The following is a 14,552-nucleotide window of genomic DNA, read 5'->3' as shown; positions in this document are numbered from 1 at the left end:
CACATATGACGGTCTGGATAGTGGTGTCAATCCTTGCGCTGGTTTTAAGCCCCCTGGCGTGGTTGCGTCCTTCGCGCCATTCGAGCGGGCGCATGGCCCTGCGCATGGAGGCGCGACGCATCGGTTTGGCTATGCAGCTGACGCCCCAGGACTGGCCGCACTGGCTCAAGCACGAGCCGCCGAGCCCGTGTGCGCAATATCACCGGCCACGGCGCGGCACCAAGTTGGTCACCTGGAGTTATTGGCAGTTGGAGCCGGGTGTGTGGGTCAATCAATGGCAGGAAACGTGTGTCGACGAAAAGTTGTTGCCGCATTTTGCGAAGCTGCCGGCCAATGTCTACAAAGTCGAAGCCGACAAGCAAATGATCACCCTGTACTGGGGCGAGAAGGGCGAGTTGAGCGTGTTGCAGGACATTGACGCGGTGCTCAAGGCACTCGCCTGAGATTTCTGCGGGCATTAAAAAGCCCGAAAGCATCATCGGGCTGGAGTTGGCCAGGCAGGCCGGTAATTCGTTTAACGTGCCGCTAGCCTAGCCGCATATTCAGTTCTGTACAGCCCTTTAAATCAAATTTCCCATTATTGATTTCGTGAATGATTAAACATTGGCAGGGCGATGCCGGCTGCCCGGGTTTCTGAAATGACTGAAAAGTCGCGTTTTTACTGCCCTTTCGGGCGATTGACAATTCGGCGGATTTGGCTGAAGGTGACGTACCCAAATCAAACGGGCGTATGAATTGAGCGTTTGTCTTTCAGACCGTTCGTACAGAATCCCGACTATCGCGTTGGCGGGTGTGCCTGGCAAATTGGCGTTAGCATCGACGGTAACGTCAGTGTCTACGCTGAATCCTGCGTCCGACGTGTACTGTTCAGCTTCCATATCGTGGAGATCAGTTGATGATTTACGAAGGTAAAGCCATCACGGTTAAGGCTCTTGAAAGTGGCATCGTCGAATTGAAATTCGACCTCAAGGGTGAGTCCGTCAACAAGTTCAACCGTCTAACCCTGAATGAATTGCGTCAGGCTGTAGACACCATCAAAGCAGATGCATCGGTCAAGGGCGTGATCGTCTCCAGCGGCAAGGACGTATTCATCGTCGGCGCTGACATCACCGAATTCGTCGACAACTTCAAGCTGCCCGATGCCGAGCTTGTGGCTGGCAACCTCGAAGCCAACAAGATTTTCAGCGATTTCGAAGACCTCAACGTGCCGACCGTTGCCGCGATCAATGGCATCGCCCTGGGTGGCGGTCTGGAAATGTGCCTGGCCGCCGACTTCCGCGTGATGTCTGCCACCGCGAAAATCGGCCTGCCTGAAGTCAAGCTGGGCATCTACCCAGGCTTCGGCGGTACCGTGCGCCTGCCGCGCATCATCGGTGCCGACAACGCCATCGAGTGGATTGCCGCCGGCAAGGAAAACCGTGCTGAAGATGCGCTGAAAGTCGGCGCCGTGGATGCCGTTGTGGCTCCCGACAAGCTGGCAGAAGCCGCACTGAACCTGATCAAAGGCGCCATCAGCGGCGAATTTGACTACAAGGCCAAGCGTCAGCCAAAGCTCGAAAAACTCAAGCTCAACGCCATCGAACAGATGATGTCGTTCGAAACCGCCAAAGGTTTCGTGGCAGGCCAGGCCGGCCCGAACTACCCGGCGCCGGTTGAAGCGATCAAGACCATCCAGAAGGCCGCGAACTTCGGTCGCGACAAAGCCCTGGAAATCGAAGCCACCGGTTTCGTCAAACTGGCCAAGACCTCTGCCGCGCAGAGCTTGATCGGTCTGTTCCTGAACGATCAGGAACTGAAGAAAAAGGCCAAGGCCTACGACGAAATCGCCCGCGACGTGAAACAGGCCGCCGTACTCGGCGCCGGTATCATGGGTGGCGGTATTGCCTATCAGTCGGCGTCCAAAGGCACGCCGATCCTGATGAAAGACATCAACGAGCACGGTATCGAGCAGGGTCTGGCAGAAGCCGCGAAACTGCTGGTGGGCCGCGTTGATAAAGGCCGCATGACGGCTGCGAAAATGGCTGAAGTGCTTAACGGCATTCGTCCTACGCTGTCCTACGGTGATTTCGGCCACGTCGACCTGGTGGTCGAAGCGGTTGTCGAGAACCCGAAGGTCAAGCAGGCGGTACTGGCTGAAGTTGAAGCCCAGGTTAAAGAAGACACTATCCTGGCGTCCAACACCTCGACCATTTCCATCACCTTGCTGGCCAAGGCCCTCAAGCGCCCGGAAAACTTCGTCGGCATGCACTTCTTCAACCCGGTGCACATGATGCCGCTGGTGGAAGTGATTCGTGGCGAGAAGTCCAGCGAGCTGGCGGTTGCCACCACCGTTGCCTACGCCAAGAAAATGGGCAAGAACCCGATCGTGGTCAACGACTGCCCGGGCTTTTTGGTCAACCGCGTGCTGTTCCCGTACTTCGGCGGTTTCGCCAAGCTGGTCAGCGCCGGTGTGGACTTCGTGCGTATCGACAAGGTCATGGAAAAATTCGGCTGGCCAATGGGCCCGGCGTACCTGATGGACGTGGTCGGCATCGACACCGGCCACCACGGTCGCGACGTAATGGCTGAAGGCTTCCCGGACCGCATGAAAGACGACCGCCGCTCGGCGATCGACGCGCTCTACGAAGCCAAGCGCCTGGGCCAGAAGAATGGCAAGGGTTTCTACGCCTACGAGACCGACAAGAAGGGCAAGCAGAAGAAAGTGGCCGACCCATCGGTTCACGAAGTACTCGCGCCGGTCATCTACGAGCAGCGTGAAGTGTCCGACGAGGACATCGTCAACTGGATGATGATCGCCCTGTGCCTGGAAACCGTGCGTTGCCTGGAAGACGGCATCGTTGAAACCGCAGCCGAGGCCGACATGGGCCTGGTCTACGGCATTGGTTTCCCTCCATTCCGTGGTGGTGCGCTGCGTTACATCGATTCCATCGGTGTGGCCGAGTTCGTTGCCCTGGCTGATCAATACGCTGATTTGGGCCCGCTGTACCACCCGACCGCGAAGCTGCGCGAGATGGCCAAGAACGGCCAGAGCTTCTTCGGTTAAGCGCCCACGACTAGAGCGAGAATATTTATGAGCTTGAATCCAAGAGACGTCGTGATTGTCGACTTCGGTCGTACTCCGATGGGCCGCTCCAAGGGCGGCATGCACCGCAACACCCGTGCCGAAGACATGTCGGCGCACCTGATCAGCAAATTGCTGGAGCGCAACGTCAAGGTCGACCCTAACGAAGTCGAAGACGTGATCTGGGGCTGCGTCAACCAGACCCTGGAGCAGGGCTGGAACATCGCCCGCATGGCTTCCTTGATGACGCAGATCCCGCACACCGCTGCCGGCCAGACCGTCAGCCGCCTGTGTGGCTCGTCCATGAGCGCGCTGCACACTGCTGCGCAAGCGATCATGACCGGTAACGGTGATGTGTTCGTGGTCGGCGGCGTGGAGCACATGGGCCACGTCAGCATGATGCACGGTGTCGATCCGAACCCGCACATGTCCCTGTACGCGGCGAAAGCCTCGGGCATGATGGGCCTTACCGCAGAAATGCTCGGTAAAATGCACGGCATTACCCGCGAAGCCCAGGATGCATTCGGCGTGCGTTCCCACCAGCTCGCCCACAAGGCGACTGTGGAAGGCAAGTTCAAGGATGAAATCATCCCGATGAACGGCTACGACGAGAACGGTTTCCTGAAACTGTTCGACTACGACGAGACCATTCGTCCGGACACCACCCTGGAAAGCCTGGCGGCCTTGAAACCTGCCTTCAATCCAAAGGGCGGCACCGTGACAGCCGGTACTTCGTCGCAAATCACTGACGGTGCCTCGTGCATGATCGTGATGTCGGCCCAGCGTGCCCAGGACCTGGGTATCCAGCCGATGGCCGTGATCCGTTCGATGGCAGTTGCAGGTGTGGACCCGGCAATCATGGGCTATGGTCCAGTACCGGCCACACAAAAAGCATTGAAGCGCGCAGGCCTGACCATCTCCGACATCGACTTCTTCGAGCTCAACGAAGCTTTCGCCGCACAGGCCCTGCCAGTGCTGAAAGATTTGAAAGTACTCGACAAGATGAACGAGAAGGTTAACCTGCACGGCGGCGCGATTGCCTTGGGTCACCCGTTCGGGTGCTCCGGTGCACGTATCTCCGGCACGTTGCTTAACGTGATGAAGCAAAATGGCGGCAACCTTGGGGTTGCAACCATGTGCATTGGTCTCGGCCAAGGCATCTCCACCGTCTTCGAACGTATCTAAACGTTTCGCTGACGGAAGCCGGGGCCCAGTGCCCCGGTTTTTGTTTTTTGGAATTTTTTATTTTTTTTTTAACAAATTTTGTAAGAGGGCCAGAGCATGAAAGTCGAACCAGGGCTCTACCAGCATTATAAAGGTCCCAAGTACCGTGTTTTTAATGTGGCGCGGCATTCCGAGACCGAAGAGGAAGTGGTGTTTTACCAAGCACTGTATGGCGATTACGGCTTTTGGGTGCGTCCCTTGAGCATGTTCCTGGAGACCGTCGAAGTTGACGGCGAACAGGTCCCGCGCTTTGCTTTGATCGAGGTCGAACCCAGCCTTTTTTCCGCGCAATAAAGGCAGGCCGCGCAGAATGCTGCGCTTGACCTCACCTTGTTGCCACTATATATAGCGTTGCCGCGTCAGGCGCCAACCGCCTTTCACTTCTCGAATTCAGGAATTTTCCGATCCATGGGCAAATCGCTGGTCATTGTGGAATCCCCGGCTAAGGCCAAGACCATCAACAAGTACTTGGGTAACGAGTACGTGGTGAAGTCGAGTATCGGCCATATCCGAGACCTGCCCACCAGCGGTTCGGCTAGCGCCAGCAAGGAGCCAGCCGCCAAGCGCGGCAAGGCGGCTGCGGGCGAAGGTCCGGTGCTCACGCCTAAAGAGAAAGCGCGCAAGCAGCTGGTCTCGCGCATGGGTGTCGATCCCGATCATGGCTGGAAAGCCAAGTACGAGATCCTCCCGGGCAAGGAAAAGGTCATCGAAGAGCTGCGCCGGCTCGCCAAAGATGCTGACACCATCTATCTCGCAACCGACTTGGACCGCGAAGGGGAGGCTATTGCCTGGCACCTGCGGGAAGCCATCGGTGGTGACGACAGCCGCTACAAGCGGGTGGTGTTCAACGAAATTACCAAGAAGGCGATCCAGGAAGCCTTCTCCAAGCCGGGCGAACTGGACATTGACCGCGTCAATGCCCAGCAGGCCCGTCGCTTCCTCGACCGCGTCGTGGGTTACATGGTTTCGCCGCTGCTCTGGGCGAAAATCGCCCGTGGCCTGTCGGCCGGCCGTGTGCAATCGGTTGCGGTAAAGCTGGTGGTGGAGCGTGAGCGCGAGATTCGTGCGTTCAACCCCGAAGAATACTGGGAAGTTCACGCTGACCTGGGCACTGCCAAAGGCAACAACGTGCGCTTTGAAGTGGCCCGCGAGAAAGGCGAGGCTTTCAAGCCGCTCAACGAAGCCCAGGCCATGGCCGCGCTGGAGAAGCTCAAGTCTTCCAGCTACAGCATCGTCAAGCGTGAAGACAAACCCACCAGCAGCAAGCCGTCGGCGCCGTTCATCACCTCCACCCTGCAACAGGCCGCGAGTAACCGCCTGGGCTTTGGGGTGAAGAAGACCATGATGATGGCCCAGCGCTTGTACGAAGCGGGCTACATCACGTATATGCGTACCGACTCCACCAACCTGTCGCAAGACGCGGTGGCGATGGCGCGCACGTATATTGAAAGCGAGTTCGGCAAGAAGTACCTGCCGGAGAAGCCGAACGTCTATAGCAGCAAGGAAGGCGCACAAGAGGCTCACGAAGCGATTCGTCCCTCCGACGCCAACACCGAGCCAAGCAAGCTCAGTGGCATGGAGCGCGACGCTGAACGCCTCTACGAGCTGATCTGGCGCCAGTTCCTGGCGTGCCAGATGCTGCCGGCGCAATACTTGTCTACTACCGTCAGCGTGGGTGCTGGTGACTTCGAGCTGCGCGCCAAGGGCCGCATCCTCAAGTTCGACGGTTACACCCGTGTGATGCCGCAAATCGCCAAACCGGGCGACGATGACGTGCTGCCGGACATGGCCCAGGGCGATGTGTTGAAGCTGATCAAGCTCGACCCGTCCCAGCACTTCACCAAGCCGCCGGCGCGTTATTCGGAAGCCAGCCTGGTAAAAGAGATGGAAAAACGCGGTATCGGTCGTCCTTCGACCTACGCGGCGATCATCTCCACCATCCAGGACCGCGGCTACGTGGCGCTGCACAACCGCCGTTTCTACTCGGAAAAGATGGGCGACATCGTCACCGAGCGCCTGTCCGAGAGCTTCTCCAACCTGATGGACTACGGCTTCACCGCCGGCATGGAAGAGAACCTCGATGACGTGGCCCAGGGCGAACGCGACTGGAAAAACGTACTCGACGAGTTCTACGGCGACTTCAAGAAGAAACTCGAAGTGGCTGAAAGCGCCGAGAACGGCATGCGTGCCAACCAGCCGGTGATGACCGACATTCCGTGCCTCACCTGCGGCCGCCCGATGCAGATTCGTACCGCATCCACCGGCGTGTTCCTCGGTTGCTCGGGTTACAGCCTGCCGCCGAAGGAGCGTTGCAAGGCCACCGTCAACCTGGTGCCGGGCGATGAAATCGCTGCCGATGACGAGGGTGAATCCGAGTCGCTGGTACTGCGTGGCAAGCACCGTTGCCCGATCTGCAGCACAGCGATGGACGCCTACCTGCTGGACGAGAAGCACAAGCTGCACATCTGCGGTAACAACCCGGATTGCAACGGCTACGAGATCGAAGAAGGCACTTATCGCATCAAGGGCTACGAAGGCCCGAGCCTGGAATGCGATAAGTGTGGCAGCGAGATGCAGCTCAAGACCGGCCGTTTCGGCAAGTTCTTCGGCTGCACCAACCCGACCTGCAAGAACACCCGCAAACTGCTGAAAAGCGGTGACGCGGCACCGCCGAAGATGGACCCGGTGAAGATGCCTGAACTCAAGTGCGAGAAGGTAAACGACACCTACATCCTGCGTGACGGCGCTTCGGGGTTGTTCCTGGCTGCCAGCCAGTTCCCGAAAAACCGCGAGACCCGTGCTCCGCTGGTAATCGAGATCGTGCCGCACAAAGATGAGATCGATCCGAAGTACCACTTCCTCTGCGAAGCGCCGAAGAAGGATCCGGACGGTCGCCCGGCCGTGATCCGCTACAGCCGCAAGACCAAGGAGCAGTACGTGCAGACCGAAGTTGAAGGCAAGCCTACCGGCTGGAAAGCGTTCTACGACGGTGGCAAGTGGAAAGTCGAGGACAAGCGCCAAGGCGCCTGATTCGATCAGCCACATGAACAAAGGCCGCCTTTCCAGGCGGCCTTTTTTTGCGCTTGCAGTGGGCTTGGTTGATCCGTGACACTGTTCAGCCAGCATCACGCCTTATTCGTTGTGGAGACTGCCTTCATGGCCAACGAACTCTATACCCGTACCAACCAGAAAATTTACTTCGCGGGTTTGTCCCTGGAAGCCCTTGGCCGCGCCGAGGAAGGCAAGGAGATGAACGCTATCGCACTGGTACAGGCCGGGCGTGAAGCCGCGCTATTCCACCTGTATGGCGCCTTGCTTGGCCTGTGCCATGAGATCGCCGGGTTCTATCGCCTGCCTCAGGCCGGTTCGCCGCGCGCAGAGATGATCATCAATCGCGATGTGCTGGAGTCCATGGCTATCCCGGAATTGGCCGAGCTGGTGGAGATGGCGCAAAGCCCGGACAGTTGGCTGGCACGATTGCTGGTAGCCCACGCCGAAATGTTCCAGCCTCCGCGCGTGAAGCACACCCCCAAAGGTGATGTGACCCAGCCGTTGATCGTGGCCGTGAGCCTGGACGAAGAAGGGCCAGAGCCGTTAAGCCGGGAAGAGCTGGAAAGCTGGCGGCAAGAGCTAAAGAAGCTGGCCATTCGGTTTCGTGATGGTTTGAACGAGTGCTGAGTTAACTTGGGTGCCATTCATCAAGCCGTAAAGAAAGCTGTTCAGATCCTCAGCTAGGCCCCTCTGATGACTGATATAATGCCGGCCTTTCGTGGAGAACAGACTTTTATGCCAACGTCCTTTCTGGAAATTGTTGAACTGCCTGACGGCCGAATCGAGCTGCGCCGGGCTGAGGACGAGGGTTCTCTGGTGATTTTGGACTTTTCCGAGGACGCAAAAGCGTTCCTGCAAGGCCAGCACGTGGAAGTGGCAAAAGCCATGTTGAGCGTAGGTGTGCAGATGGCGGGGCGCCTGGCTGAAGGCGAGCCAGAGAAGGAAGACGGCCCGCGGATTCTTCACTGATTGTGTTGAGTGGACCTATTGTGGTGAGCGGGCTTGCCCCGCGCAGGGCTGCGAAGCGGGCCTCAATAGAATGAACGCGATGTATCAGGTATTCCACAGTGCCTGTTTTGGGGCCGCTTCGCAGCCCGGCGCGGGGCAAGCCCGCTCACCACAATAATCCCTGCCACAAGCCCCTCCACAGGGCTGGCCAGTGGCACATCGTAGCGGCATATCGTTTTATCCCAACCGAATGTTCAAGCTCTGTGCATCGCCCGTACGTGCGGCGCTGATCAGTTGCTGCCTGGCCGCTGTGGTCAGCGGGTTCAACCAACTGACCACCGTATGGCTGCGGCCCAGGCGCAAGGCTTCGCAAGTCAACTGTTGGGCGCTTTGAGCGCCGCGCGGTTGCAGCAACAGGATACGCTCGCGGTTCAGGCCGGCGTCCCGCAGCCAGGCCTGGGTCAGGCTGGACGGCGGGGCGATCAGCGTCAGCCAGCGGGCGTCCTGTTCCTCGCTCAATTCACGAAGAATCGGCGCCAGCAGGCTCAGGCAGTTCCCGGCAGCACCGCGCAACGACAGCTCACTGAACGCCTCGGGTTCGGCGCTCCAGGGCGCTTCGACCGTTTCCTTGAGGATGGGCGCAAGGGGCTGGGCCATAAAGGCCTCAAACAGCGACAGTTGAGTGTGTTGTGGGGTCTGTAGGAACTGCATGATGCCTCCGTTAGCGGCGAATAACGCCGACGCTCAAGCCTTCAATCACCAGGTCCTGGTCTTTCAGGTTCACTTCAATCGGCGCGAATTCAGGGTTCTCGGCCAGGAGCCAGACCTTGCTGCCTTCGCGCTTGAAGCGTTTAACCGTCACTTCATCGCCAATACGGGCGACGACGATCTGGCCATTGCGGGCTTCACGTGTGGTGTGGACGGCCAGCAGGTCGCCGTCGAAAATACCCACGTCCTTCATGCTCATGCCGTGGACTCGCAACAGGTAGTCGGCACGGGGATGGAAGAAGGTCGGGTTGATGTTGCAGGACTCCTCGACGTGCTGTTGCGCCAGGATCGGCGCACCGGCTGCGACCCGGCCGATGATCGGCAGCGTCGACTCGTCGACCTTGGCTTCGAAGCCAGGGATGCGAATGCCGCGTGAAGCACCCGGGGTCATCTCGATCGCACCTTTGCGGGCGAGGGCCTTGAGGTGTTCTTCGGCGGCGTTGGGTGACTTGAATCCCAGTTTCAGCGCAATTTCTGCCCGGGTCGGCGGGTAGCCGTTGTCATCGAGGCAGCGCTTGATAAAAGCCAGAATCTCAGCTTGGCGTGGCGTCAGTTTTAGCATGTTGATCGCTCTGTCTTTTTATACAGTGACTGGGATTATATACAGTGGACTGCGCTTGGCAATCACCGTTTTCAGTCACTCCGCTGGACGGTCGTTTGTCGTCCTTCCTACAGGCTGGAGATAGCGCAACCTACAGACCTTGGCGAATGTGATTAAATGGCCATGAAATCGGTGACCGACCAGCCGCAAACGGACCTGCAGGCTTGACAAGACATAGCTTGAAACGTATGTTTCAAACAAGTGTTTGTCAGGCGGAGTAGCCATGGCCCAGTCGGAAACCGTTGAACGCATTCTCGATGCTGCCGAGCAGTTGTTCGCGGAAAAAGGATTTGCTGAAACTTCATTGCGGCTGATTACCAGCAAGGCCGGGGTTAACCTGGCGGCAGTGAATTACCATTTCGGCTCCAAGAAAGCGCTGATCCAGGCGGTGTTCTCACGTTTCCTGGGGCCTTTTTGCATCAGCCTCGACCGTGAGCTGGAGCGTCGCCAGGCCAAGCCTGAAAACAAGCCAAGGCTGGAAGACCTGCTGGAAATCCTCGTCGAGCAAGCCTTGGTGGTTCAGCCTCGCAGCGGCAATGACCTGTCGATCTTCATGCGCTTGCTGGGCCTGGCGTTCAGCCAGAGCCAGGGCCACCTGCGTCGCTACCTGGAAGACATGTACGGCAAGGTGTTCCGCCGCTATATGCTGCTGGTCAACGAAGCCGCGCCGCGTATCCCGCCGATCGAACTGTTCTGGCGCGTGCACTTCATGCTCGGTGCCGCGGCGTTCAGCATGTCCGGGATCAAGGCGTTGCGGGCGATTGCCGAGACTGACTTTGGCGTCAACACCTCCATCGAGCAGGTAATGCGCCTGATGGTGCCGTTCCTCGCCGCCGGCATGCGTGCCGAAACCGGCGTCACCGACCAGAGCATGGCGGCCGCCCAGTTGCGCCCCCGCAGTAAGTCGGTACCGGCCCCGGCCAAGGTTTAACCCATGCCGGGTGTGCGCGGCCGCTTGCATCCGCTAAGCTAGCTGCCCATGCCGATTTCAGCTATTTACCCACACCCTGTTGCTCTCGCTGAACGTCCGTCTCCAGACCCAATACTGGCGATGCGATCTCGCGAGGGCTTCGGGCTGCGTGCGTTATTTAAGGAAGCTTTATGACCCAAGCCCTGCAAGGCTCTTTGATGGTGGACGTCGCCGGTACCTGGCTGACGGCTGAAGATCGTCACCTGTTGCGTCAGCCCGAGGTGGGCGGCCTGATCATTTTTGCGCGCAATATCGAGCACCCGCGCCAGGTGCGTGAGTTGAGCGCCGCGATTCGCGCTGTGCGTCCGGACCTGTTGCTGGCCGTCGACCAGGAAGGCGGCCGCGTACAGCGCTTGCGCCAGGGTTTCGTGCGCCTGCCGGCGATGCGAGCCCTGGCGGACAACCCGAATGCCGAGCAACTGGCCGAGCAGTGCGGCTGGGTCATGGCCACTGAAGTGCTGGCGGTCGGCCTGGACCTGAGCTTCGCCCCGGTACTCGACCTCGATTACCAGCGCAGCGCAGTCGTGGGCACTCGCGCCTTTGAAGGCAACCCCGAGCGCGCCGCCGTGCTCGCCGGGGCTTTTATCCGCGGCATGAACAGCGCCGGCATGGCAGCCACAGGTAAACACTTCCCTGGGCACGGATGGGCCGAAGCCGACTCCCACGTCGCCATTCCCAATGATGAGCGCAGCCTGGAACAGATTCGCGCCAATGACCTGGTACCGTTTGCACGCTTGAGCAATCAACTGGCGGCGGTCATGCCGGCCCATGTGATTTATCCACAGGTCGACGCGCAACCGGCCGGTTTCTCCCGGCGCTGGTTGCAGGACATCCTGCGCGGCGAGTTGCAGTTTGACGGGGTGATCTTCAGTGACGACCTGTCTATGGCCGGCGCTCATGTAGTCGGTGATGCCGCCGGCCGTATCGAGGCAGCGCTGACTGCGGGCTGCGATATGGGCTTGGTGTGCAATGACCGGGCTGCTGCCGAACTGGCATTGAGTGCTGCCCAGCGCATGAAGGTCACGCCGTCGGCGCGTATTGCGCGGATGCGAGGGCAGGCTGTGGCTTCGACCGAGTACAAGCAGGATCCGCGTTGGTTGGCGGCGTTGGGTGCGCTGCGAGATGCTCAATTGATCGATTAAGACCGTCTCGCGTCCATCGCAGGCAAGCCAGCTCCCACAGGGAAATGCATTCCAGGTGTGGGGGCGGGCTTGCCCGCGATAGCGGTCTTAAAGTCAGCGCTTCTCTTGCTTGTGAGGCAGCGGCGCAAACAACGCCTCAATGTCCTCATTCCCCAGCTTCCAATCCCCCGTCGTGCGCCCATCCAGAATGCCCGCCGCCAGATCAGATTTTTCCTTCTGCAAATGCTGGATTTTCTCTTCCACGGTGCCCCGGGCAATCATCTTGTAGACGAATACCGGCTTCTCCTGGCCAATGCGATACGCACGGTCGGTCGCCTGGTTTTCGGTGGCCGGGTTCCACCACGGGTCGTAGTGAATCACCGTGTCTGCTTCCGTCAGGTTAAGCCCGACACCGCCTGCCTTCAGGCTGATCAGAAAAATCTGCAGTTTGCCGCTCTGGAAGTCCTTCACCGGCGTGCGCCGATCCCGGGTTTGCCCGGTCAGCAGTGCGTAGGCCACGCCGCGTTTTTTCAATTCGGCTTCGATCAGGCTCAACATCGAGGTGAACTGGGAAAACAGTAGAATCCTGCGCCCTTCGGCAAACAACTCCTCCAGCATCTCCAGCAAACTGTCGAGCTTGCCCGAGCTGCTGCCCTTGGCCGGCAACGTTGCATCATTGACCAAGCGCAAATCACAGCACACCTGGCGCAGCTTGAGCAGCGCTTCCAGGATGATGATCTGGCTGCGGGCCACGCCCTTGCGGGTGATCTCGTCGCGGACTTTCTTGTCCATCGCCAGGCGCATGGTTTCGTACACATCGCGTTGGGCTTCATTGAGGTCAACCCAGTGGATGATCTCGGTCTTGGGCGGCAATTCCGTCGCCACCTGTTCCTTGGTACGGCGCAGCAGGAACGGCTTGATCCGACCATTGAGGTGCTGCAATCGCACGTCGCTGCCGCGCTTTTCGATCGGTACGCGGTAATCGCGGTTGAAGCTTTTTACGTCCCCCAGCCAACCCGGCAGCAGGAAGTGGAACAGCGACCACAGCTCGCCCAAGTGGTTTTCCAGCGGCGTACCGCTGAGGCACAGGCGTTGGCGGGCATTCAGTTCGCGGGCCGCCTGGGCCGCCTTGCTGTTGGGGTTCTTGATGTACTGCGCTTCGTCGAGGATCAACACGTGCAAGGGCAGGGCGGCCAGTTGCTCGATGTCTTTGGGCAGCAGGGCGTAGGTGGTCAGCAGCAGGTCGTAGTCCTGCAACTGTTGGAAATGTTTCTTACGCCCGGCGCCATACAGCGCCAGTACTTTGAGCTGCGGCGTGAAGTGCGCCGCTTCATCGAGCCAGTTCGGGATCAGGCTGGTGGGCATCACCACCATGCACGGTCGGTCCAGGCGCCCGGCGATTTTCTCGCTCAGAATATGCGCCAGGGTTTGCAGGGTTTTGCCCAGGCCCATGTCATCCGCGAGAATCCCGCCGACGTCGAGCTGGCGCAGCGACTGCATCCAGCTCAGGCCTTCCAGCTGATAAGGGCGCAATGTCGCGTTCAAACCTTCGGGCGCTTCGCAGCTGAAATCCTTGATGTCCCGCAGGCGCTGGGCGAAGTTGCGGATCTTTTCGCCGCCTTCCCATTGCAGTGGCAGGTCTTCCAGCGGGTTGAGGCGAATGGCGTCGGCCTTGGCCAGGCGCAGCGCGGTAGTGCCTGGCTCTTGCAGGTAGAACTCGCCCAGGGTCGCCAGCACCGGTTTCAGCCGGCCGTAGGGCAGCGCCACTTGCAATGGACCATGGCCGTTGGGCAGGCCTGGAATGTTCACCAAAATCAACTCGTCATCGCGGCGCCGGGCGAGTTTTTCCGGGTTGAGGATCTCGGTGTGGGAGCGCATCAGGTTCAACAGGATCGGCAGCAAACTCAGGCGCTCGCCGTTGACGATGATCCCCAGTTCCAGGTCGAACCAGTCACGCTCCGGCACTTCGTCGACGCTGGCATACCAGTCGTCGACGGCGCTCAGGTCGAAACCGAAATCCTCATCGATCTGCAGTTCCCAGCCTTGGGCGCGCAGGGTAGGGGAGGCATTCAGGGTGAAGTTCAGCCAGGCGCTGTCATTGACCATCTCGAACAGCTCGCCGGCGCTTTCCGGCAGGGCCTTGCTCTGGCGCGTGGCGATCTTGAAGCCCAGCAGCCGCAGTTGTTCGCGAAACTGTTGCTCCAGCTCGGGGTGGCGCTTGATCCGCAGGCTCTGCTGCTCCTGGCGCACGATGATGTCGGCGTTCTTCTGGCCGCTGACGTAGTTGCCCAGGTAGTTGAAGGACAACGCCGCCCGGTGCTGGATATAACGCTGCATCTTGCCGTTGCGCGGCTCAAAGGCGCTGAACTCGATACTCGCCAGCCACAAACGTGGTACCGGCTGCACGTCTTCCATCAACACTTGCGGCAGTACCACGCGGTTATCCAGCACCGCCTGGAGTTTCTCCAGCAACTCGGCATCCTGGGCCGCCGCCGGGTAGGCCAGGGTTTCCTGGACCTTGAGCAGCACGGCGGCGATGTGTTTGCAGTTGGTGTGCACGGGGCAGGTGCAGCGGCTGTCTACCAGGATCAACGCGCCTTTGGCGGATTCGCGCAGGGAGATGGTCTGGCGGTACACATTGCCGCCCGAGCCTTCGCAGCTGGCAATGATGGTGCTGTCGCCGGATTCCACAATGCGCACGCGGTTTTCCAGGGCGTAGCGCCGGCCGCGCTCAAGGCTTTGCTCTTTAAAGCGATTGGCCCACGAAGGGGCCAGGGGTTTGGTCAACGATGACGTCAGGGGCATGGT

General features: G+C 59.4%; 12 protein-coding genes. 9 read left to right on the top strand and 3 right to left on the bottom strand.

The genetic code is table 11. The features are described 5' to 3' along the window. Positions 1-5 precede the first annotated feature (5 nt). The 7 genes from ACZRN6_RS01300 (at position 6) to ACZRN6_RS01270 (ending at position 8,305) form a co-directional block, all read left to right on the top strand. A complete protein-coding gene (locus ACZRN6_RS01300; RefSeq protein ID WP_322143971.1) occupies positions 6-443 on the top strand; it encodes a hypothetical protein in 438 nt (145 codons plus the stop codon). A gap of 452 nt (positions 444-895) precedes the next feature. Then, the gene (gene fadB, locus ACZRN6_RS01295) at positions 896-3,043 is read left to right on the top strand and encodes a fatty acid oxidation complex subunit alpha FadB (protein WP_322143972.1); all 2,148 of its coding nucleotides are present in this window, start codon (positions 896-898) and stop codon (positions 3,041-3,043) included. Between the two features lie 27 nt (positions 3,044-3,070). Then, a complete protein-coding gene (gene fadA / locus ACZRN6_RS01290; RefSeq protein WP_017137418.1) occupies positions 3,071-4,246 on the top strand; it encodes an acetyl-CoA C-acyltransferase FadA in 1,176 nt (391 codons plus the stop codon). Positions 4,247-4,342: 96 nt separating this feature from the next. Further along, a complete protein-coding gene (locus ACZRN6_RS01285) occupies positions 4,343-4,579 on the top strand; it encodes a DUF1653 domain-containing protein (protein WP_464007038.1) in 237 nt (78 codons plus the stop codon). 114 nt (positions 4,580-4,693) lie between these two features. Further along, the gene (gene topA, locus ACZRN6_RS01280; RefSeq protein ID WP_322143974.1) at positions 4,694-7,315 is read left to right on the top strand and encodes a type I DNA topoisomerase; all 2,622 of its coding nucleotides are present in this window, start codon (positions 4,694-4,696) and stop codon (positions 7,313-7,315) included. Positions 7,316-7,441: 126 nt separating this feature from the next. Continuing rightward, the gene (locus ACZRN6_RS01275; protein WP_088424509.1) at positions 7,442-7,963 is read left to right on the top strand and encodes a DUF6586 family protein; all 522 of its coding nucleotides are present in this window, start codon (positions 7,442-7,444) and stop codon (positions 7,961-7,963) included. A 108-nt stretch (positions 7,964-8,071) separates the two neighbouring features. After that, the gene (locus ACZRN6_RS01270) at positions 8,072-8,305 is read left to right on the top strand and encodes a hypothetical protein (protein ID WP_003218969.1); all 234 of its coding nucleotides are present in this window, start codon (positions 8,072-8,074) and stop codon (positions 8,303-8,305) included. 216 nt (positions 8,306-8,521) lie between these two features. On the opposite strand, the gene sulA is transcribed toward ACZRN6_RS01270, so the two are convergent. Both sulA and lexA read right to left on the bottom strand, forming a co-directional pair. Beyond that, positions 8,522-8,995 carry an SOS-induced cell division inhibitor SulA gene (gene sulA, locus ACZRN6_RS01265; protein WP_322143975.1) on the bottom strand — a complete coding sequence of 158 codons (474 nt, stop codon included), beginning with the start codon at positions 8,993-8,995 and terminating at the stop codon, positions 8,522-8,524. A 10-nt stretch (positions 8,996-9,005) separates the two neighbouring features. After that, a complete protein-coding gene (lexA, locus tag ACZRN6_RS01260; RefSeq protein ID WP_322143976.1) occupies positions 9,006-9,614 on the bottom strand; it encodes a transcriptional repressor LexA in 609 nt (202 codons plus the stop codon). Positions 9,615-9,876: 262 nt separating this feature from the next. On the opposite strand from lexA, the gene ACZRN6_RS01255 reads away from it, so the two are divergent. Next, entirely contained in the window at positions 9,877-10,584 is a 708-nt protein-coding gene (locus ACZRN6_RS01255) for a TetR/AcrR family transcriptional regulator (RefSeq protein ID WP_464007037.1), read from the top strand. A gap of 170 nt (positions 10,585-10,754) precedes the next feature. Then, entirely contained in the window at positions 10,755-11,765 is a 1,011-nt protein-coding gene (gene nagZ / locus ACZRN6_RS01250; protein ID WP_464007036.1) for a beta-N-acetylhexosaminidase, read from the top strand. A 93-nt stretch (positions 11,766-11,858) separates the two neighbouring features. On the opposite strand, the gene ACZRN6_RS01245 is transcribed toward nagZ, so the two are convergent. Next, on the bottom strand, positions 11,859-14,549 hold the full coding sequence (locus ACZRN6_RS01245) for a DEAD/DEAH box helicase (RefSeq protein WP_464007035.1): 2,691 nt from the start codon (positions 14,547-14,549) through the stop codon (positions 11,859-11,861). Positions 14,550-14,552: the final 3 nt, after the last annotated feature.

This window comes from Pseudomonas sp. A125 (assembly GCF_055409485.1).
The sequence above is the reverse complement of the archived record's forward strand: the minus strand, read 5'-3'. Positions and strand labels throughout refer to the sequence as shown.